A 19,150-nucleotide genomic window follows, 5' to 3' on the forward strand; every position below is an offset into this window, starting at 1 on the left:
CGCGATAGTGCCAGCTTCCGTGGATGGGGGGAAGACCGGCGGCCCGGGTGGCCGCCGGCTTCGCTCACTGCATCAGCTGGCGCAGTTGGGGCGCCGGATCTTCAACGGCATCGGCGGGTACCGCGTCATCCTGGGACTCCGCTGGCTGGCTGGCCATCAGGTTCGGGTGCCCGGAGAGGCGAGGTATCGGCAGCGCCTCGCGGTCGGCCAGGCCGGCAGCCCCCGGCTCGCTGGCGTTGACCGGGGATTTGCGCGGCTCGGTCATGACGTGGAAGTCAGTGATCTCGATGATGCCCTTGCCTTCGGCCAGTAGGTGGAAGGAGAACGCCTTGAGCACTTTCTCGTTGTCGAAGGAGAAGGACACCGCCAGCGGCTGGTTGCGTTTGACCAGTGGGAACTCCGGTATCGGGATCGGCACCGGCTGCTCGAACGAGCGGGTCTTGAGCTGAATGCGCGCGCCCTTGCTGTCCATCTGGACCGCGCGGATCTTCAGGCTCACCGTGGTGTGCGAGTTGGCCGGGAACTCCAGGTACTGCGCGCCGATCAGGTTGTCGGTGTACTCGTTGGTGACCTGCGGCTTCAGGCGGATGCGCTCACGGGTGGCGAACTGGTACTCGCGGGACGACTGGGCGTTGACCACCGACTGGTCGAGGATGTCGGCGCGGGCGGTCATCAGGCGGGCGTCGCGGCCACTGAAGCGGCCCTCGAACTTGGCGCTGTTGGCGATGAAACCGTCACTCTTGTAGCGCCGACAGGCCTGTTGGAAATCGCACTCGACGAAGCTGCCCTTGCCATCGTGGTAGCGCTGCATGCCGTTGGTGAAGGAGACCATTTCCCGGCCGCTCTGGTACTCGCGGAACAGCGAGCGGCCGGCGATATCCTGCGGCGCCTTGATGGCGAAGTAGTCGAGGATCGACGACTCCAGGTCCACGTGACCGTAGACGCCGGCCTTTACCGGCGGCAGCGCGGCCTGTTCCGGTGCGAGCACCAGGTTCAGGCCCCACGCCGAAGCGAGGCGCACGTTATCGATACCGTGGGATTCGTCGGAGGTGACGATCACCAGGGTGTCCTTCAGCACGCCCTTCTCTTCCAGTCCCTTGAGGAAGGCATCCACGGCGTCGTCCAGGTAAGCAATGGCGGCCTGGCGCGGCGTCGGGTACTTCGCGAGGTATTCCGGCGTGGCCGAGTAGGGCTGGTGGGTGCCGACGGTCAGCAGGGTGAGCATCCACGGCTGCTTCTTCTGGCGCAGTTGGCCGACGTAGTCCAGCGCGCCTTCGAAGAAGGCCTTGTCGTCCATGCCCCAGGCAAATTCCAGGTAGGGTTTCTTCTTGAACCAGTCGCGGCCGAGGGTCTTGTCGAAGCCCATAGCCGGCATCACCTTGTCCTTGGCCATGAAGCGCAGTCCGGCGCCCTGCAGGAAGTGGGTGCTGAAGCCGGCCTGGTGCATCTGCGAAGGCAGGCACTCGGCGGCGCGGGTCGGGTTGCCCAGCAGTTCGACGCCCTTGGGCGTGCCGTTGTCCAGCTTGCTGTAGTCGCCACAGAGCATGGCGTAGAGACCGCGGATGGTCTGGTGGCTGTGCACCACGTAATCCGGGGTGGTCATCGCCCGTTCGGCCCAGGTGCTGAGCTTGGGCATCATCGCTTCTTCGTAACTGCTGCTCAGGGCGGCGCGGTTGGTGGCGACATAGGCGCCCGGAATCCCCTCCATCGCGATGATCAGCACGTTCTTCGCCTGGCCACGGCCGGACAGCAGCGGGGTGCCGCTCAGATCGTGCTGGGTCAGGCCGGTGACGTTCGGGACGGCCTCCGGCAGATCGCGGTCGCGCCAGTCCTGATAGGCCATCTCGCCGCTGGTGATGGCGCGGGATGCCAATTGGTGCGGCAGGTTGAACTGCTTCCACATTTCCGCGTCGCTGGGCTGGAAGTACTGCACGCCGAAGTGACCGGCCAGCAGCGCGGCCGGCAGCGCATAGGCGTAGCGCGGCAGCGGTTGCTCGCGGCGGCGCCAGAGCAGGGCGCAAAGCAGGATGCCGGCGCCGATGGCGATGGCCAGGTGCTGGTGATTGAGGCCGCCGCCTTCGGTGGAATTGGCGACGAAGGTCGGGTCGGTGAGGAAGTGCAGGTCTTCCGGCGCGGGCATGCGGCCCACGGCGCTGACCAGTTCGGCGGTGCCGATGACCGACAGGGCCCAGACCAGCATCACCGGAATCGCGATGAACAGGCGGCGGTTGTGCAGCGCCACCACGAGCAGTGTGCCGAGCGTGAGGTCGGACAGGTAACCCAGCGGGGTGCCCCAGCCAAGGCTATGGCGGCCGATCAGGGGGACCAGCAGGAAAAGGACTGACAGGGTGACCAGGTTGCCCCGTGAATTCCACCAGCGAATGAATGCGCGCACAGTGACTCCGCTACGAAACGTCGAATCCCGGAGGGTATCTCACTCAAATGGTGAAAATCGCCCGGACGGTCATGATTCTGAAAGATCGGTGTGCTACGTGCCAGTAGACACTGTAGTTAGGCAAACATTCGATACGAATCGTGGGAGCGTGCCGGGGCGGGGGAGTGACTTGTGCGGAAGGAAATGAAAAAGCCCCTGAAATCTCGCGATTTCAGGGGCTTTTCGGAAGGCTTGGTGCCCAGGGACGGAATCGAACCGCCGACACGGGGATTTTCAATCCCCTGCTCTACCAACTGAGCTACCTGGGCAACGTGGCGCGCATTAAAAGGGTTTTCGGAAGGGGTGTCAAGCGTGCCGCGAAAAAAATTTTCAAATAATACCGAAACTTACGCGCTGGGCGGGACGTAGCCCTCGGCCTGCGCGTATTCCTCGCCGGACAGGAACTTGTCCATCTCGGCGGTGAGGAACTTGCGGTCCTCGGCGTTCATCATGTTCAGGCGGCGCTCGTTGATCAGCATGGTCTGGTGCTTCTGCCATTCGTCCCAGGCTTTCTTCGAGACGTGCTCGTAGATGTCCTGGCCCTTGGCTCCGGGATAGGGCGCGCGATCGAGGCCGGGCAGCTCTTCTTTGTATTTGCGGCACATCACCAGTCGGGTCATGACATTTCTCCTGCGTTCAACACGTCGGCGGCTCGTTTGAGCAGCTTCTTCACCGGGGCGGCAAGGCCGAGTCGCGGTGGGGTGGCGAGGTTATACCAGAGCCAGTCGGCCTCGGCCACGGCGGGGGCTGCGTCCTCGACGCGCACCAGCCAGGGCTCGATGGCCAGCTGGAAGTGGCTGAAGGTGTGGGTCAGGCCGGGCAGTTCGCGGCGCTCGCCCAGGCGCAGGGCGTGGCGCTGGGCCAGGGGGGCGAGGGCGGCCAGGTCGTCCAGTTCGGGGAAGCTCCACAGCCCGCCCCAGAGACCGGTCGACGGACGGCGGTAGAGCAGGATGTCGCCCTCGCGGTTGGCCAGGATCGGCATCAGCGTACGCTTGCGTGGCAGTTCCTTGCGCGGCTTGGGTACCGGAAAGGCGCTCTCGCGGCCCAGCAGGTGCGCACGGCAGCCTTCGCGCAGCGGGCAGAGCAGGCAGCTCGGCTTGCTGCGGGTGCAGAGGGTGGCGCCCAGGTCCATCATCGCCTGGGTGTAGTGGTTGGCCCGTTCGTGCGGTGTGAAGCGCTCGGCGGCGTCCCACAGTTGCTTGGCCACCTTGGGCTCGCCCGGATAGCCGTCGCAGGCCAGGTAGCGCGCCAGCACGCGCTTGACGTTGCCGTCGAGGATCGGCGCGCGCAGGTTCATGGAGATGCTGGCAATGGCGCCGGCGGTGGAGCGTCCGATGCCGGGCAGCTCGGTGAGTTGCTCGACGTCGCGGGGAAATTCGCCGCCGTGCCGTTCCATCACCACCTTGGCGGTCTTGTGCAGGTTGCGCGCACGGGTGTAGTAGCCCAGCCCGGTCCACAGGTGCAGGACTTCGTCTTCCGGCGCGGTGGCGAGGTCCGCCACCGTCGGCAGCGCTGTCATGAAGCGGTCGTAGTAACCCATCACGGTGCTGACCTGGGTCTGCTGCAGCATGATTTCCGAGACCCACACCCGATAGGGGGTGATGTTCTGCTGCCAGGGCAGGTCATGGCGGCCGTGGCGGTCGAACCAGTCGAGCACCGCCGAGTTGAAGCGTTCCGGGGTCATTTCTTCTTGAACAGCCCTTTGAGTGCGTCTTTGAGTTCGGGACTGACCTTGTCGCCGAGCTTTTCTTCGAGTTTCTGGTTCAGCCGGTCTCCGGCCAGTTGCGCGGCGATCTTGCCGAGGCCGTCGCGATCCAGGCGACAGGCCTTGGCGCCCAGTTCCAGCGGGCCGCGGCAGCGCAGCGGCCATTCGATGCCGACGTAGCGCTTGTTCACTTCGCAGGCCGGATCGGGCATGTCGCTCTTGTCGCCCTCGATGATCACGCCGACGCGGTAGTCCATGCCCAGCACGCGCAGGTCGATATCGCCGTTGCCCTTGACGGTGAGGCCGGGAATGCTCGCCTTGAGGTCCGGGTTGCTGGCCACGCCGTTGCGGAAGGTCAGGTTGCCCTGCAGTTCGCGGAACGGTGTGTCCTTGCCGCCGTGCGCCGAGCTGAGGCTCTTGCGGTTGAGGGTGGCGATGCCCTGGCACAGCTGCTGTTCCAGGTTGGCGTTGAGCAGCACGCCCTGGGTCAGGACGAAGCGCGCGGTGCCGTTGAGGTTGTCGATCCAGGCCTTCTGGCTGGCGCCCTGGGTGGTGATGTCGGCGTCCAGGTCCAGCAGGCCCTTGAGCGGCGGCTTCTGGCTCTGGGATTCGAGCAGGAGGTCCACCGGGACATCGCTGATGTGCTTCTGCGCCTTGAGCAGGGGCACGTCCTGGCGCACGTCGAGGCTGGCGCTGGCGTTGAACTTGCCGTCATAGAGTTCGCCGCGCATGTCGTCGAGGTTGAGCAGGCCGCCTTGGCCACGCAGCTTGAGGCTGGCGTTCTCGATGGGCAGCTTGTCGAGGGTTAGCTGGCCGAGCTGGAGGGCGACGTCCAGGTCGAGAGTGCGCAGGCGCGCGACCGGCAGCATGGGCGCGTCGCTCCAGGCCTGCTGGGTCGGCGCGTTGGGTAGCGGGGTGTCGCCCTGGATGGCGTTGCTGGTGGTGGCCTCGACTTCGGCCTTGCGCGCGGCGCTGGTGGCTTCCTGGGCCTTGGCGGCCTTGCCCGGCAGGTAGCGGTCGAGGTCCAGGCGGTCGCCGTTCAATTGGGCGCGGATGGCCTGCTTGCTGAAATCGGCGATGCCGAGAGTGCCGCTGAAGTTGCTGTCGTCGAGTTTCAGCTTGATGTCGCCCAGGCTCAGGCTGTTGCGGGTGCCGGCAACGCGGGTGGCCAGTTCCAGCTTGGTCAGGGTGGTGGCGTCGGCCATCTCCGGCAGGGGCTGGCCGATGCCGCCGAGGAATTCGCGCAGGTTGAACGGGGCCAGCGACAGGCCGCCATCGAACTTGGGTTCCTTGTCCAGCTCGCGGGCCTTGATCTCGCCGAGGGCGCGCAATTGGTTGACGGTGACCTTCAGGCCGTTCCACTCGGCGACCTGGGCGGCCTGGTCGAGCACCAGTTGGCCCTGGGCGCTGTAGTTGGCGGTCTTGCCCTGGAGGGGATCGCCGGAGATTTCGCCGGACAGCTTGGCGTCTTCCAGCTGGTAGCGCTTGAGTGCGCGGTCGAAGCGCAGGTTGCCGGTCAGTTCGGTGCGGGCGCGGATCACCGGCTGGTTGCTGCCCAGGTAGGCGCTGAGCTTGAGCGGGATGTTGCTGCCCTCGCGGATGGCGCCGGTGGTCAGCTCGATGCCTTCGACCGTGTAGTTCTTGCCGCTCTGCGCGTCGGCGTAGTCGATGCGCGCGTTCTTCACCGTCAGGCTGTCGATGTCGAGCTTCATCGGCTGACGCGCTTCGGCGGCGGGCTTGGCCGGTTCGCTGGGCGCGGGGGCCGGTTGCGAGCTGGCGGGGGCGCCGTCGGCCGGCTGGATGGGCTTGCCGATGTTTTCCCAGTTGCCGGCACCGTTCTTGTCGCGGTTCAGGCTCAGGTTGAGGCCTTCGACGCGGATGTCGCTCATCTGCAGTTCCTTGCGCAGCAGCGGCAGCACGCGCACGGACATGCCCAGCAGTTGCACGTCGGCGAACGGCTGGTTGGGCGCCTGCAGGGTGGCGACGCTGGTGTCGTGCAGCTCCAGGCCCAGCCAGGGGAACAGGCTCCAGCCAATGTCGCCCTTGAGGTTCAGCTCGACGTTGGCCTTGTCGCGGGCCAGTTGGCGGATTTCGTCCTTGTAGTCGTTCGGATCGAAGAAGTGGGTCAGCACGAAGCCTGCGGCGACGAGGAGCAGCAGCAGGACCAGGACAACGATGCCGAGGATTTTGCCGAACGCTTTCATGACGGGTCCTTGTTCAGGCGGCGGGTGGAGTAGCGGGGAAGTATATCAATGACGCACCTGCGGCTCAGGCGGAGGAGAAAGGCGCAGGATCTGCCAGGTTTGAACGGAGCGTTGGCGCGCGGTTCCCCCGCACGTCGGTTCCTGCCGAGCCGCTCGTGGAATGCGCGCCTGGGGCTCAGGCCGGTTGCAGCGTCAGGCCCAGGTGTTCGGCGAAGGCGGCAGCGTCCGGCTGGTCGGCCGGCGCGCTCAGGCGCAGCGCGGCGCCTTGCAGGATGGCCAGGCGCTGGGCTTCTTCCAGCAGGCGCCGGGCCACGCCGCGTCCACGGGTAACCTTGCGTACGCACAGGCGCGAGAGGTTCCAGGTGTCGGCATTGCGCTCGATCCAGGCGGCACCCAGCAGGCGATCGTTGAAGCGTCCGGCCAGCAGTCGGCCCTCGCGCAAGCCCTGCTCCACCAGCGCCTCGGCATTGGCGAAGGGCAGCAGCAGCCAGTCCGGCGCGTCGGCATAGATCTTCAGCAGGTCCTGGCGGTCCTGGTCGCTGGGTTGGGTCAGGTGCTGGACGATGACGGGCATGGGCGATTCCTCGGTGACGGCCCGGCAGTGTAGGGAAAACCTGCGGTGATCGGCCAGCGCCGACCACCGCCCATAGCCGCGCAGCGCCCGGCGCGCCTATAATGCCGGCCCTTCTCATAATTACGTGCAGTGTTAGCTGTGGAGCTGGTGATGGCCGAACGCAAGGCATCCGTCGCGCGCGACACCCTGGAAACCCAGATCAAGGTTTCCATCGACCTGGATGGAACGGGCAAGGCCCGCTTCGATACCGGGGTTCCCTTCCTCGAGCACATGATGGACCAGATCGCCCGCCACGGCCTGATCGACCTGGACATCGAGTGCAAGGGCGACCTGCACATCGACGATCACCATACCGTCGAGGACATCGGCATCACCCTCGGCCAGGCCTTCGCCAAGGCCATCGGCGACAAGAAGGGCATCCGCCGCTACGGTCACGCCTACGTGCCGCTGGACGAGGCGCTGTCGCGCGTGGTCATCGACTTTTCCGGCCGCCCCGGCCTGCAGATGCACGTGCCGTTCACCCGCGCCAGCGTCGGCGGCTTCGATGTCGACCTGTTCATGGAGTTCTTCCAGGGCTTCGTCAACCACGCCAACGTGACCCTGCACATCGACAACCTGCGCGGGCACAACACCCACCACCAGATCGAGACGGTGTTCAAGGCCTTCGGCCGCGCGCTGCGCATGGCCATCGAGCTGGACGAGCGCATGGCCGGGCAGATGCCGTCCACCAAAGGGTGCCTGTAATGCAGACCGTGGCCGTCATCGACTACGGCATGGGCAACCTGCACTCGGTGTCCAAGGCGCTGGAGCGCGTGGGCGCCGGCCGCGTACTGGTGACCAGCGATGCCAACGTGATCCGCGAGGCGGATCGCGTGGTGTTTCCCGGTGTCGGTGCAATCCGCGACTGCATGGCCGAGATCAAGCGCCTGGGCTTCGACAGCCTGGTGCGCGAAGTCAGCCAGGACCGTCCCTTCCTCGGCATCTGTGTCGGCATGCAGGCGTTGCTGGAGCGCAGCGAGGAGAACGACGGCGTCGACTGCATCGGCCTGTTCCCCGGCCAGGTGCGCTTCTTCGGCAAGGACCTGCACGAAGACGGCGAGCACCTGAAGGTGCCGCACATGGGCTGGAACGAAGTGGCGCAGAGCGTCGACCACCCGCTGTGGCACGACATCCCCAACAACGCGCGCTTCTACTTCGTGCACAGCTATTACATCCAGGCCGGTAACCCGCGCCAGGTGGTCGGCCGCGGCCACTACGGCGTCGATTTCGCCGCCGCGCTGGCCGACGGTTCGCGTTTCGCCGTGCAGTTCCACCCGGAGAAGAGCCACACCCACGGCCTGCAACTGCTGCAGAACTTCGCCGCCTGGGACGGGCGCTGGTAAGTCATGGCCCGCCAGAAAGACAAGCCGGCGATCCTCGAACTCGACGGCGCCCAGCGCCAGAGCGCGGCGCGGGCGATCCAGCGCTTCCTCGAGGATCGCTTCGAGCTGGATGTCGGCTCCTTCGAGGCCGAAGAGGCGCTGGATTTCTTCATGCGCGAGTTCGGCCCGCTGTTCTACAACAAGGCGATCTTCGACGTGCAATCTCACCTGAAAGACCGGTTCGAGAGCATCGAAAGCGACTTGTGGGCGCTCGAGAAGAGCTGACCCGACCCCATTCATCTTTGGATTCGAGCAGGTTCAACCCATGCTGATCATCCCCGCAATCGATCTGAAAGACGGCGCCTGCGTGCGCCTGCGCCAGGGCCTGATGGAAGACGCCACCGTGTTCTCCGACGACCCGGTTTCCATGGCCGCCAAGTGGGTGGAGGGTGGCTGCCGCCGCCTGCACCTGGTGGACCTGAACGGCGCCTTCGAAGGCAAGCCGGTCAACGGTGAAGTGGTTACCGCTATCGCCAGGCGCTACCCGAACCTGCCGATCCAGATCGGCGGCGGCATCCGCTCGCTGGAAACCATCGAGCACTATGTCCGCGCCGGCGTCAGCTACGTGATCATCGGCACCAAGGCGGTCAAGCAGCCGGAATTCGTCGCCGAAGCCTGCAAGGCCTTCCCAGGCAAGGTCATTGTCGGCCTGGACGCGAAGGACGGCTTCGTCGCCACCGACGGCTGGGCCGAGGTGAGCGAAGTGCAGGTGATCGACCTGGCCAAGCGCTTCGAGGCCGACGGCGTCTCCGCCATCGTCTACACCGACATCTCCAAGGACGGCATGATGCAGGGCTGCAACGTCGAAGCCACCGCCGCCCTGGCCAACGCCACGCGCATCCCGGTGATCGCTTCGGGCGGCATCCACAACCTGGGTGACATCCAGAAGCTGCTGGACGCCCGCACCCCGGGCATCGTCGGCGCCATCACCGGCCGCGCGATCTACGAAGGCACCCTGGACGTCGCCGAGGCCCAGGCGCTGTGCGACAGCTTCAAGGGCTGATCTGAACGTAGGGTGGGTTAGCCGCGCAGCGGCGTAACCCACCGATGGAGTCATCCGTTGGCGCGACGATGGGTATCGCTGCGCTCAACCCATCCTACGGGTACCTAGTTATGGCTTTGGCAAAACGCATCATCCCCTGCCTCGACGTGGACAACGGCCGCGTGGTGAAGGGCGTCAAGTTCGAGAACATCCGCGACGCCGGCGACCCGGTGGAAATCGCCCGTCGCTACGACGAGCAGGGTGCGGACGAAATCACCTTCCTCGACATCACCGCCAGCGTCGATGGCCGCGACACCACCCTGCATACCGTCGAGCGCATGGCCAGCCAGGTGTTCATCCCGCTGACCGTGGGCGGCGGCGTGAGGACGGTGCAGGACATCCGCAACCTGCTCAACGCCGGAGCGGACAAGGTCTCGATCAACACCGCTGCGGTGTTCACCCCGGAGTTCGTCGGCGAGGCCGCCGCGCGCTTCGGTTCGCAGTGCATCGTGGTCGCTATCGACGCCAAGAAAGTGTCGGCGCCCGGCGAAACCCCGCGCTGGGAAATCTTCACCCACGGCGGCCGCAAGCCCACCGGGCTGGACGCGGTGGAATGGGCGAAGAAGATGGAAGGCCTGGGCGCCGGGGAAATCCTGCTGACCAGCATGGACCAGGATGGCGTGAAGAACGGCTACGACCTGGGCGTGACCCGCGCCATCAGCGAGGCGGTGAACGTGCCGGTGATCGCCTCCGGCGGTGTCGGCAACCTGCAGCACCTGGCCGACGGCATCCTTGAGGGCAAAGCCGACGCGGTGCTGGCCGCCAGCATCTTCCACTTCGGCGAGTACAGCGTGCCGGAAGCCAAGGCCTATCTGGCCAGTCGTGGCATCGTCGTCCGCTGATTCTCCTCCGGGCCGGGGTTCTCCCGGCCCACGAACCCTGCTCGCTGGATGCCGCCGGTCGAGGTGATGGCGTTTAGATGCGTGATTGCCATCCATGTAGGGTTTATTGGCGTCAATTCTCCGAGTAAGCTCAGCGCCTTCTCAGAATTTTCACACTCAGGAAGACCCAGATGCTGAAGCGCATTCTGCTCGCATGGATTGGCTGCGGCCTGCTGCTGGCCAGCGCGGCAAAGGCGGAAACCGACGGCTCGGGCTACAGCATGGTGCTGCTGACCGAGAACTTCCCGCCCTACAACATGGCCATCAACGGCAAGAACTTCGCCCAGGAAGACAACATCGACGGCATCGCCGTCGACATCGTCAAGGAGATGTTCAAGCGTGCCGGCGTCCAGTACAGCCTGACCCTGCGCTTCCCCTGGGACCGTATCTACAAGCTGGCGCTGGAGAAGCCCGGCTACGGGGTGTTCGTCACCGCCCGCCTGCCCGAGCGCGAGAGCCAGTTCAAGTGGGTCGGCCCTATCGGCCCGGACGACTGGGTGCTGCTGGCCAAGGGCGACAGCCCCATCAGCCTGAACAATCTGGAAGAAGCCAGGAAGTATCGTGTCGGCGCCTACAAGGGCGACGCGATGGCCGAGTACCTGGCCAAGCACGGCTTCGAGCCGGTGCTGGCGCTGCGTGACCAGGAGAACGCCGGCAAGCTGCGGGAAGGCGAGATCGACCTGTGGGCGAGCGGCGACCCGGCGGGCCGCTACCTGGCCAAGCAGGTCGGCGTCACCGGCCTGAAGACCGTATTGCGCTTCAACAGCGACCAACTGTTCCTCGCGCTGAACCGCGAGACCCCGGATGCCGTGGTGCAGAAGCTGCAGTCGGCGCTGGACAAGATGCGCGCCGAAGGCTTCGTCGACGATGTGCTCAACAGTTACCTGTAAACCCTGAGGCCGGCCATCCGCCGGCCTTCGTGTTTGGCGCCGACATCCCTCGGCGCCGGTTTTGCCACGGAAGGCAGACGAGTGAAGTATTCCGTCCCCCCTGCAGGGATGCCGCAAGCCCAATAACGATAACCAAGCGAGCGGTATGACCATGCTGAAAGTCCTGATAAAGACCCTGACCCTGGGTCTGTTGCTGGGGGCCGCCACGGCCCGCGCCGAGTTGCCCGCCGATTACAAGATGGTGCTGCTCACGGAGAACTTCCCGCCGTTCAACATGGCGGTGGATGACAAGAACTTCGCCCGCGACGACGGCATCGACGGCATCAGTGCCGACATCGTCCGCGAGATGTTCAAGCGCGCCGGCATCCAGTACAGCCTGAGCCTGCGCTTCCCCTGGGACCGCCTGTACAAGCTGACCCTCGACAAGCCCGACTACGGACTGTTCTCCACCACCTACACCCCCGAGCGGGTACCGCTGTTCAAGTGGGTCGGCCCGATTGCCAAGACCAGTTGGGTCCTGCTCGCGCCGCCGGGCAGCTCGATCAAGGTCAAGGACCTCAAGGACGCCGCCAAGTACAAGCTCGGCGCCTACAAGAACGATGCCGTCAGCCAGAACCTGGAGAGCCAGGGCATTCCGGTGCTCAACGCGCTGCGCGACCAGGAGAACGTGAAGAAGCTGAGCACCGGCGAGATCGACCTGTGGGCCACCACCGACCCGGTGGGCCGCTACCTGGCCAAGCAGGAAGGCGTGTCCGGCCTGCAGACCGTGCTGCGTTTCAACGAGGCCCAGCTGTACCTGGCGATCAACAAGGACACCCCGGACGAGGTGGTGGCGAAGCTGCAGAAGGCGCTGGACGACATGCGCGCCGATGGCTTCATCGAGCAGGCGACCAATAACTATCTGTAAGCCTGCAGTCCGGGCGCCCAGGCCTGACTGCTCTTGGTAGGAGCGAGCTTGCTCGCGAACCGCTCTCGGAAACTCTGGTGCCGGGGCTGTTCGCGAGCAAGCTCGCTCCCACGAAATGCCCGCGTCTAGCGGTAAATTCCGTTCTGCCCATGCCCCTGCATGGCGCGGTTGGCGCGCTCGCCGATCATCAGCGTCGGTTGCACCAGCTCGAAGCCCTGTGCCTTGAGGCCGGGCAGCACCCGCCTGAGCACTGCCAGGGTCGCCGGCTTCGGATGGCCGATCATCACCACCGTACCCTGTCTGCGTGCCAGTTTCAGGCCCCGCTCCATCTGCTCCATCACCGCCGCTTCGCTCGGGTCATCGTCGAGGAATACATCCCGCGACAGGCTCGCCAGGCCGATCTTCTGGGCTTCGGCGGCGGCCACGGTGGCGGCGCTGGTGCGGCTGTCGAGCAGGAACAGATGACGGCGCTGCAGCTCCCCGGCGAGCCAGGCCATCGCCGGTCGGTCGGCGGTCATGCGGCTGCCTTCGTGGTTGTTCAGGCCCTGGGCGCAGGGCACTTTCGCCAATGCGGCGTCGAGACGGCGAGCGCGCTCCTCCTGGCTCAGCTCCGGCCGCCAGGCGAACTCGCCGCCCGCCGGGTCCATTGGCATGTGCAGCATCACGGTGCGGCCGAGCCGGTGCGCTTCGCGGGCCAGTTCGGCGGCGTGGGGCGTGTCGGGGATGATCGCCAGGGCGATGGCGGGGGAGAGGTCGAGCACCTGGCGGTCGCGCGCCAGGTTCTGCCCGAGGTCATCGATGACGATACTGACCAGCGGTTCGACAGCGTCCGGCGGCGTTGCCACCGCCGGTTGGCACAGCAGGGCGCCAAGGCCCAGGCCGAGCAGCCGCCGGGCCCAGCGCATCGGTCAGTTGTTGCCGCGGCTGACGCTGAGTCCTTTCAGCAGGCTGAGGGCTTGGCTGAGCTGGTAGTCGCTGTCCTGCGGGCGATCCACCGGCGCCTTGCCGGCGGCCGTGGGGCGATCCTTGCCGCCGTTGCCGTTGGCCAGGTGGCCCTGCAGGTCGGCTTCCTTGAAGCCGTCGAACTCGTTCTTCTCGCGGGTCACCTTGGCGCGTTCCACCTCGATGTCCGGGGTGATGCCCTGGGCCTGGATCGAGCGGCCGTTGGGGGTGTAGTAGAGCGCGGTGGTGAGCTTCAGGGCGCGATCGTTGTTCAGCGGCAGCACGGTCTGCACCGAGCCTTTGCCGAAGCTGTCGGTGCCCATCAGGATGGCGCGCTTCTGGTCCTGCAGGGCGCCGGCGACGATCTCCGCCGCCGAAGCGCTGCCGCCGTTGATCAGCACCACCAGCGGTACGCCGTCGCTCGGGTCGGACGGATCGGCCGAGAAGCGCAGCTCGGAGTTCGGGATGCGGCCCTTGGTGTAGACGATCAGGCCCTTGGTGAGGAAGGCGTCGGCCACTTCCACCGCCGACTGCAGCACGCCGCCGGGGTTGTTGCGCAGGTCGAGGACCACGCCTTTGAGCCTGCCGTTGTTTTCCCTGCGCAGGCTGGTCAGCGCCTTGACGGTTTCCTCGCCGGTGTTGACCTGGAACTGGGTGATGCGCAGGTAGCCGAAGCCTGGCTCGAGCATCTGGTTGCGCACGCTCTTGACCTTGATGATGGCGCGTTTGAGCTCGACGTCGAACGGCTTGCCGCCGCCGCGCACGATGGTCAGGGTGATCGGCGAGCCGGGCTTGCCGCGCATGCTGTCCACCGCTTCGTTCATCGACTGGCCCTTGGTTGGCTTGCCGTCGATCTTGACGATCAGGTCGCCCGGCTGGATGCCGGCGTTGGCCGCGGGGGTGTCGTCGATCGGCGAGATCACCTTGACGAAGCCGTCTTCGCTGCCGACCTCGATGCCCAAGCCACCGAACTCGCCGCTGGTGCTTTCCTGCAGCTCGGCGAATTCTTCCGGGCCCAGGTAGGCAGAGTGCGGGTCGAGGTTGCTGAGCATGCCCTTGATTGCGTTCTCCAGCAGGGTCTTGTCGTCCACCGGCTCGACGTAGGCGGCCTTCACCCGGTCCAGGACCTCGGCGAAGGTGCGCAGCTCATCGAGCGGCAGCGGAGCCTCCTTGCCGTTGGTCGCGGGCGCGGCAGCCGGGGCGTCGGCGGCCTGTGCCGCACCGACGCCGAGCAGCAGGGCCAGGGCCAGGGTGGTGAGACGGAAAGCTTGCGACATGTTTGGGGCTCCTAAGGCGTGCTCGCCGCTTATCCCTGCGTGCGACACCAGGTAGTGGGGTCCGCCGGGCGGCCCTGATGGCGAATGGCAAAGTATACCGCCGGGGTGCTCTGCCCACCGCTGGCCCCTACGGTCGCGATGGGGTCGCCTGCTTTGACGGTGTCGCCGGCGTCCTTCAGAAGGCTTTGATTATGCCCATAAAGGCTGAGGTAGCCACCACCGTGGTCGAGAATGACCAGCAGGCCGGCACCGCGCAGCCAGTCGGCGAACACCACGCGGCCGCCGTGCACGGCGCGTACCGTGCTGCCGGCCTGGGCGCCGATCAGCACGCCGTCCCAGGTGGCGCGGGGATCGTCGCCGCGCGGGCTGCCGAAGCGCGCCAGCACGCGGCCGTTGACCGGCCAGGGCAGCTTGCCGCGCGCGGCGCCAAAGGCACCGCCGAAGCCTGCGCCGCTGGACACCAGCGGGCCGCTGTAGTCGGCGCGGGGCTTGCTCGGGGTGGCGGGCTTTTCGCCGCGTTCGGCCAGCCCGCGTTCGCGTTTTGCGCGCTCACGCTCGGCGGCCAGGGCGCGCTGGCGCGCTTCCTCGGCTTCGCGGGCCTGACGAGCGAGGGTTTCCTCGATGGTCTTGAGAACCTTGTTCAACTCGGCCTGGCTCTGCTCGCGGTCCTTGAGCTTGCGGTCGCCGCTCCGGTAGTCGCTGTTGAGCTTGGCCAGGGTTTCCTGGCGCGCCTTGCGGGCATCGGCCAGTTCCTGGCGGCGTGATTCCAGCGCGCTCTGCTGTTCGACCTGCTGGTTCTTCTGCGCGGTGATGTCCTGCTCGACGCTGCTGAGCTGGCTCAAGGTTTCGTTGAACGCGCTGAGCTGCTCCAGGCGGGCCTTGTTGATGTACTCGTAGTAGGTGAGGGTGCGGCTGAATTTCTCGGGGTGTTCCTGGTTCAGCAGCAGCTTGAGGTATTCCTCGCGGCCGCTCTGGTAGGCGGCGCGGGCCTGGATGGCGATCAGCCGCTGCTGTTCAAGGCGCGCGCCCTGGAGTTTTTTTTTCTCCCCATCGAGGCGCTGCAGCTCTTCCTCGTTCTTCTTCAGCTCATCCTGGATCTGCTGGATCTGCTTCTCCAGGTCGCCCATCTGGGTTTCGGTGGACTTGAGCTGCTTCTGCACCCCGGACTTCTCGTCCTGGATGTTCTTCAGGTTCTTTTTCAGCTCGGTGATGTCTTTCTGCGTCTGTTCCAACTGGCGTTGGGTGTCGGCGCGTTCGTCGGCGCCGGCCCCAAGTGGGCTCAGGAGGCAGATCAGCAGCAGCGGGAGGAGGGCGCGGGGCATTGGGCGGCGGGCACCTGGATTCTGGACGGGCTTAGTATGCCCGTGGCGGGCGTTAAAAAAAACGCCCCAAGACCGCGTGGTCCGGGGCGTTTCCTCTGACCGGCGGGAGCTGGCTCACGTTCCCGTCAAATCGACACCTTACAGCAGGGTGACGATCGACTTGCCGGTCATCTCCTTGGGCTGTTCCAGACCCATCAGGGTCAGCAGGGTCGGCGCCACGTCGGCCAGCACGCCGCCCTCGCGGATGCTCAGCTTGCGCTTGCCGACATAGACGAACGGCACCGGTTCGCAGGTGTGCGCGGTGTGCGCCTGGCCGGTCATGACGTCTTCCATCTGCTCGACGTTGCCGTGGTCGGCGGTGATCAGGGCTTCGCCGCCGACCTTGTCCAGCGCCTCGACGATCCGACCGACGCAGGTATCCAGGCACTCGACGGCCTTCACCGCGGCTTCGAACACGCCGGTGTGGCCGACCATGTCGCCGTTGGCGTAGTTGACGATGATCACGTCGAAACGCTGGTTCTCGATGGCGTCGACGATCCTGTCGGTGACTTCCGGCGCGCTCATCTCCGGCTGCAGGTCATAGGTGGCGACCTTGGGCGAAGGGATGAGGATGCGTTCTTCGCCTTCGAACGGCTCTTCGCGGCCGCCGGAGAAGAAGAAGGTCACGTGGGCGTATTTCTCTGTCTCGGCGATGCGCAGCTGGGTCTTGCCGTTCCTGGCCAGGTACTCGCCCAGGACGTTGTCCAGGGATTCGGGCTTGAACGCGCTGGGCGCCGGGATGCCGGCCGCGTACTGGGTGAGCATCACGTACTCGGCCAGCTTCAGCTCGCGCTGGCGCGGGAACTCCTTGAAGCCCGGCTCGACGAAGGCGCGCGACAGCTCGCGGGCGCGGTCGGCGCGGAAGTTCATGAAGATCACGGCGTCGCCGTCTTCCACCCGCACCTGTGCGCCGATGCGGGTGGCCTTGACGAACTCGTCGCTCTCGCCGCGCTCATAGGCGGCGTTCAGCGCGCCCACGGCGGTGTCGGCGGTGTAGTCGGCGGCGCCTTCGGTGATCAGGTTGTAGGCGGCTTCGACGCGGTCCCAGCGGTTGTCGCGGTCCATTGCGAAGTAGCGGCCGATGATGCTGGCGGTGCGGCCCTTGCCGATGCGGGCGAAGGCGTCGTCGAGCAGCTTCAGCGATGGCTCGGCGCTCCTGGGCGGGGTGTCGCGGCCATCGAGGAAGGCGTGCAGGTAGATGTTCTGCGCGCCGCGCTGGGCGGCCAGTTCGGCCATGGCGATCAGATGGTCCTGGTGGCTGTGTACGCCGCCGTCGGAGAGCAGGCCGAGGATGTGCACCGCCTTGCCGGCGCCGACGGCCTTGTCGACGGCGCCGGTCAGCACCGGGTTCTGGAAGAACTCGCCGTCGCGGATGGCCTTGGTGACGCGGGTGAAGTCCTGGTAGACGACACGGCCGGCGCCCAGGTTCATGTGGCCTACCTCGGAATTGCCCATCTGGCCGTCGGGCAGGCCGACGTCCATGCCCGAGCCGGAGATCAGGCCGTTCGGCTGGCTGGCCAGCAGGCGGTCCCAGTTGGGCTTCCTGGCGGCGTAGATGGCGTTGTATTCCGGGCTATCGCTATGGCCGAAGCCGTCCAGAATGATCAGGACCAGCGGTTTGGGCGTTGCAGTCATAGGTACGGCTCTTTCCGAGAATAGGGGTCAGAAAAGGACCGACATTTTACCGATTGGTGCCGACAGACGCCATGATCCGCAGGGTTCAGCCGTCAGATACGCGCGTGTATACTGGCCGGCATTTTTACGTCTGGATGTCCTGTGCCATGTCCTCGTTCCTCCCTCGTCTGATCGAATTTGCCACCAACCACTACCTGCTGGTGGGTGCCCTGGTCGTACTGCTGGTGCTGCTGGCCCTGCATGAAATGCGCAAGGGCGGCCGTGCCTTGTCGACCCGCGAGCTGACCGCTCTGGTGAACGCCGAGCAGGCCGTGGTCCTCGATATCCGCCCGACCAAGGAGTTCTCCGCCGGCCATATCGTCGATGCGCTGAACATCCCGGCGGACAAACTGAACGCACGCCTCTCCGAGCTGGACAAACACAAGGCCAAGACCATCATCGTGGTCGACGGCATGGGCCAGCACGCGGGCACCTGGTGCAGCGTGCTGCAGAAGGCCGGTTTCACCGCTGCCAAGCTGTCCGGCGGCATCGGCAGCTGGCGTGGCGACAACCTGCCCCTGGTGAAGTGAGATGCCGTCGATCTTGATCTACACCAGTGCGTGGTGCCCTTATTGCATCCGCGCCAAGGCCCTGCTGGACCGCAAGGGCGTCGCCTACCAGGAGATCTCGGTGGACGGCAAGCCGGGCGTGCGCGCCGAGATGGCCAGCAAGGCGGGCCGCACCTCGGTGCCACAGATCTGGATCGACGCAACCCACGTCGGCGGCTGCGACGATCTCTACGCGCTGGAACGCGCGGGCAAGCTGGATACGCTGCTCACGGCGTGATCCCCAATCCTGAAACGATGCACAAGAAGGTCTCGAAATGACTGAACAAGCCAACGGCGCCGCCGAGCAAGACAGCAATCCGCAGTTCTCGCTGCAGCGCATCTATATCCGTGACATCTCCTTCGAAGCGCCCAAGGCTCCGGAAATCTTCCGTCAGGAGTGGCAGCCGAGCATTTCGATGGACCTCAACACCCGTCAGAAGCAGCTGGACGGCGACTTCTACGAAGTGGTCCTGACCGTTTCGGTGACCGTGAAGAACGGCGAAGAAACCGCCTTCATCGCCGAAGTGCAGCAGGCCGGTATCTTCCTGATCAAGGGCCTGGACGCTTCCAGCATGAGCCACACCCTTGGCGCCTTCTGCCCGAACATCCTCTTCCCCTACGCCCGCGAAACCCTCGACAGCCTGGTGGTGCGCGGCTCCTTCCCGGCGCTGATGCTGTCCCCGGTGAACTTCGATGCGCTGTACGCGCAGGAAATCGCCCGCATGCAGGCTTCCGGCGAGATCCCGGCCCAGTAAGCACTGACGCCGCACGACAAAGGCGCCTACGGGCGCCTTTTTCTTTGTCTGGCGCTTTGTTTGGTCAATTTTTGATCGTTCTCGCGCAAGCCATGTGCCCCTTCGGTTCCGCGCATTTATCCACAGACTGTTCCCGCAGTTGCTCAGGAATGCTGTGAGTAAGCCTCATGCTCTTCGTAGGAGCGAGCTTGCTCGCGAACCGCTTTTCCAAGTGCCTGCGGACACCGGCTGTTCGCGAGCAAGCTCGCTCCTACAGGAAAAGCGCAGCCGCGCGGCGTTCAAGTTTGGTGCGTGCGCACTAGAGGGGCGCAGGCGGGTGGCGGTCTGCAGCCTCGGTATTGGCCGCTCCGCTGTGTGCTCACGGGCTCTTGGAAATCCGCCGGAAGCCCCGTCGTTACTGGCTTTCAGGCGGTCAGCCGAGGTGCTGTCCGACACAAGGGGCCTCCTTGGCACGCCCTCTGCAATACCCCTGACAACAGCGATTTCAGGGGCCTCGGTACAGGCAGGCTGGGGAACCCCTCTTTTACACCCCGTG

Annotated in this window: 19 protein-coding genes and 1 tRNA gene; 10 read left to right on the forward strand and 10 right to left on the reverse strand. The window is 65.6% G+C overall.

Annotated elements, in window-relative coordinates:
* Positions 1-64 precede the first annotated feature (64 nt).
* The 6 genes from ACYCAX_RS10525 to ACYCAX_RS10550 all read right to left on the reverse strand — a co-directional run bounded on the left by ACYCAX_RS10525 (position 65) and on the right by ACYCAX_RS10550 (position 6,917).
* On the reverse strand, positions 65-2,395 hold the full coding sequence (locus ACYCAX_RS10525) for an LTA synthase family protein (RefSeq protein WP_460247962.1): 2,331 nt from the start codon (positions 2,393-2,395) through the stop codon (positions 65-67).
* Between the two features lie 232 nt (positions 2,396-2,627).
* Positions 2,628-2,703 (reverse strand) — tRNA-Phe (locus ACYCAX_RS10530).
* 78 nt (positions 2,704-2,781) lie between these two features.
* A complete protein-coding gene (locus ACYCAX_RS10535; RefSeq protein ID WP_015479334.1) occupies positions 2,782-3,054 on the reverse strand; it encodes an oxidative damage protection protein in 273 nt (90 codons plus the stop codon).
* Positions 3,051-4,118: an A/G-specific adenine glycosylase gene (mutY, locus tag ACYCAX_RS10540; RefSeq protein ID WP_015479333.1), complete on the reverse strand. Its 1,068-nt coding sequence runs from the start codon at positions 4,116-4,118 to the stop codon at positions 3,051-3,053. The genes ACYCAX_RS10535 and mutY overlap by 4 nt, the downstream gene beginning before the upstream one ends.
* Entirely contained in the window at positions 4,115-6,343 is a 2,229-nt protein-coding gene (locus tag ACYCAX_RS10545) for an AsmA family protein (protein ID WP_460247963.1), read from the reverse strand. Before ACYCAX_RS10545 ends, mutY begins: the two co-directional genes overlap by 4 nt.
* 175 nt (positions 6,344-6,518) lie before the next feature.
* The gene (locus ACYCAX_RS10550) at positions 6,519-6,917 is read right to left on the reverse strand and encodes an acetyl-CoA sensor PanZ family protein (RefSeq protein WP_460247964.1); all 399 of its coding nucleotides are present in this window, start codon (positions 6,915-6,917) and stop codon (positions 6,519-6,521) included.
* 150 nt (positions 6,918-7,067) lie between these two features.
* On the opposite strand from ACYCAX_RS10550, the gene hisB reads away from it, so the two are divergent.
* The 7 genes from hisB to ACYCAX_RS10585 all read left to right on the forward strand — a co-directional run bounded on the left by hisB (position 7,068) and on the right by ACYCAX_RS10585 (position 12,058).
* Positions 7,068-7,661: an imidazoleglycerol-phosphate dehydratase HisB gene (gene hisB, locus ACYCAX_RS10555; RefSeq protein WP_015479330.1), complete on the forward strand. Its 594-nt coding sequence runs from the start codon at positions 7,068-7,070 to the stop codon at positions 7,659-7,661.
* Positions 7,661-8,299 carry an imidazole glycerol phosphate synthase subunit HisH gene (gene hisH / locus ACYCAX_RS10560; protein ID WP_460247965.1) on the forward strand — a complete coding sequence of 213 codons (639 nt, stop codon included), beginning with the start codon at positions 7,661-7,663 and terminating at the stop codon, positions 8,297-8,299. Before hisB ends, hisH begins: the two co-directional genes overlap by 1 nt.
* 3 nt (positions 8,300-8,302) lie before the next feature.
* Positions 8,303-8,563: a DUF2164 domain-containing protein gene (locus ACYCAX_RS10565; RefSeq protein ID WP_015479328.1), complete on the forward strand. Its 261-nt coding sequence runs from the start codon at positions 8,303-8,305 to the stop codon at positions 8,561-8,563.
* A gap of 40 nt (positions 8,564-8,603) precedes the next feature.
* Entirely contained in the window at positions 8,604-9,341 is a 738-nt protein-coding gene (hisA, locus tag ACYCAX_RS10570) for a 1-(5-phosphoribosyl)-5-[(5-phosphoribosylamino)methylideneamino]imidazole-4-carboxamide isomerase (protein ID WP_460247966.1), read from the forward strand.
* A gap of 110 nt (positions 9,342-9,451) precedes the next feature.
* Positions 9,452-10,222, forward strand: a complete 771-nt coding sequence (hisF, locus tag ACYCAX_RS10575; RefSeq protein ID WP_015479326.1) for an imidazole glycerol phosphate synthase subunit HisF — start codon at positions 9,452-9,454, stop codon at positions 10,220-10,222.
* Positions 10,223-10,392: 170 nt separating this feature from the next.
* Complete coding sequence (locus ACYCAX_RS10580) at positions 10,393-11,151, forward strand: substrate-binding periplasmic protein (protein WP_015479325.1); 759 nt, start codon at positions 10,393-10,395, stop codon at positions 11,149-11,151.
* A gap of 151 nt (positions 11,152-11,302) precedes the next feature.
* Positions 11,303-12,058: a substrate-binding periplasmic protein gene (locus ACYCAX_RS10585; RefSeq protein WP_015479324.1), complete on the forward strand. Its 756-nt coding sequence runs from the start codon at positions 11,303-11,305 to the stop codon at positions 12,056-12,058.
* 125 nt (positions 12,059-12,183) lie between these two features.
* Here ACYCAX_RS10585 and ACYCAX_RS10590 read toward each other — a convergent pair whose 3' ends face one another.
* From ACYCAX_RS10590 to gpmI, 4 genes are all read right to left on the reverse strand, one after another.
* A complete protein-coding gene (locus ACYCAX_RS10590; protein ID WP_294980294.1) occupies positions 12,184-12,963 on the reverse strand; it encodes a divergent polysaccharide deacetylase family protein in 780 nt (259 codons plus the stop codon).
* Between the two features lie 3 nt (positions 12,964-12,966).
* Positions 12,967-14,277: a S41 family peptidase gene (locus tag ACYCAX_RS10595; RefSeq protein WP_460247967.1), complete on the reverse strand. Its 1,311-nt coding sequence runs from the start codon at positions 14,275-14,277 to the stop codon at positions 12,967-12,969.
* A 29-nt stretch (positions 14,278-14,306) separates the two neighbouring features.
* Positions 14,307-15,599 carry a murein hydrolase activator EnvC family protein gene (locus tag ACYCAX_RS10600; protein WP_015479321.1) on the reverse strand — a complete coding sequence of 431 codons (1,293 nt, stop codon included), beginning with the start codon at positions 15,597-15,599 and terminating at the stop codon, positions 14,307-14,309.
* Between the two features lie 138 nt (positions 15,600-15,737).
* Positions 15,738-17,273, reverse strand: a complete 1,536-nt coding sequence (gene gpmI / locus ACYCAX_RS10605) for a 2,3-bisphosphoglycerate-independent phosphoglycerate mutase (RefSeq protein WP_460247968.1) — start codon at positions 17,271-17,273, stop codon at positions 15,738-15,740.
* Positions 17,274-17,419: 146 nt separating this feature from the next.
* On the opposite strand from gpmI, the gene ACYCAX_RS10610 reads away from it, so the two are divergent.
* Genes ACYCAX_RS10610 through secB form a run of 3 tightly spaced genes read left to right on the forward strand, consistent with a single transcriptional unit; the run spans position 17,420 to position 18,615 of the window.
* Positions 17,420-17,842, forward strand: coding sequence for a rhodanese-like domain-containing protein (locus tag ACYCAX_RS10610; RefSeq protein ID WP_015479319.1), 423 nt, complete (start codon positions 17,420-17,422; stop codon positions 17,840-17,842).
* 1 nt (position 17,843) lies between these two features.
* Complete coding sequence (gene grxC, locus ACYCAX_RS10615; RefSeq protein WP_015479318.1) at positions 17,844-18,098, forward strand: glutaredoxin 3; 255 nt, start codon at positions 17,844-17,846, stop codon at positions 18,096-18,098.
* A gap of 37 nt (positions 18,099-18,135) precedes the next feature.
* On the forward strand, positions 18,136-18,615 hold the full coding sequence (gene secB / locus ACYCAX_RS10620) for a protein-export chaperone SecB (protein WP_015479317.1): 480 nt from the start codon (positions 18,136-18,138) through the stop codon (positions 18,613-18,615).
* Positions 18,616-19,150 lie beyond the last annotated feature (535 nt).

The organism is Pseudomonas sp. MT3, assembly GCF_054720805.1.

Excerpts from the sequence above, each read along its gene's own strand:
- ACYCAX_RS10535 (WP_015479334.1), bottom strand. The coding sequence starts at position 3,054 with ATGACCCGACTGGTGATGTGCCGCAAATACAAAGAAGAGCTGCCCGGC.
- mutY (WP_015479333.1), bottom strand. The coding sequence starts at position 4,118 with ATGACCCCGGAACGCTTCAACTCGGCGGTGCTCGACTGGTTCGACCGC.
- ACYCAX_RS10545 (WP_460247963.1), bottom strand. The coding sequence starts at position 6,343 with ATGAAAGCGTTCGGCAAAATCCTCGGCATCGTTGTCCTGGTCCTGCTG.
- ACYCAX_RS10550 (WP_460247964.1), bottom strand. The coding sequence starts at position 6,917 with ATGCCCGTCATCGTCCAGCACCTGACCCAACCCAGCGACCAGGACCGC.
- hisB (WP_015479330.1), top strand. The coding sequence starts at position 7,068 with ATGGCCGAACGCAAGGCATCCGTCGCGCGCGACACCCTGGAAACCCAG.
- hisH (WP_460247965.1), top strand. The coding sequence starts at position 7,661 with ATGCAGACCGTGGCCGTCATCGACTACGGCATGGGCAACCTGCACTCG.
- ACYCAX_RS10565 (WP_015479328.1), top strand. The coding sequence starts at position 8,303 with ATGGCCCGCCAGAAAGACAAGCCGGCGATCCTCGAACTCGACGGCGCC.
- hisA (WP_460247966.1), top strand. The coding sequence starts at position 8,604 with ATGCTGATCATCCCCGCAATCGATCTGAAAGACGGCGCCTGCGTGCGC.
- hisF (WP_015479326.1), top strand. The coding sequence starts at position 9,452 with ATGGCTTTGGCAAAACGCATCATCCCCTGCCTCGACGTGGACAACGGC.
- ACYCAX_RS10580 (WP_015479325.1), top strand. The coding sequence starts at position 10,393 with ATGCTGAAGCGCATTCTGCTCGCATGGATTGGCTGCGGCCTGCTGCTG.
- ACYCAX_RS10585 (WP_015479324.1), top strand. The coding sequence starts at position 11,303 with ATGCTGAAAGTCCTGATAAAGACCCTGACCCTGGGTCTGTTGCTGGGG.
- ACYCAX_RS10590 (WP_294980294.1), bottom strand. The coding sequence starts at position 12,963 with ATGCGCTGGGCCCGGCGGCTGCTCGGCCTGGGCCTTGGCGCCCTGCTG.
- ACYCAX_RS10595 (WP_460247967.1), bottom strand. The coding sequence starts at position 14,277 with ATGTCGCAAGCTTTCCGTCTCACCACCCTGGCCCTGGCCCTGCTGCTC.
- ACYCAX_RS10600 (WP_015479321.1), bottom strand. The coding sequence starts at position 15,599 with ATGCCCCGCGCCCTCCTCCCGCTGCTGCTGATCTGCCTCCTGAGCCCA.
- gpmI (WP_460247968.1), bottom strand. The coding sequence starts at position 17,273 with ATGACTGCAACGCCCAAACCGCTGGTCCTGATCATTCTGGACGGCTTC.
- ACYCAX_RS10610 (WP_015479319.1), top strand. The coding sequence starts at position 17,420 with ATGTCCTCGTTCCTCCCTCGTCTGATCGAATTTGCCACCAACCACTAC.
- grxC (WP_015479318.1), top strand. The coding sequence starts at position 17,844 with ATGCCGTCGATCTTGATCTACACCAGTGCGTGGTGCCCTTATTGCATC.
- secB (WP_015479317.1), top strand. The coding sequence starts at position 18,136 with ATGACTGAACAAGCCAACGGCGCCGCCGAGCAAGACAGCAATCCGCAG.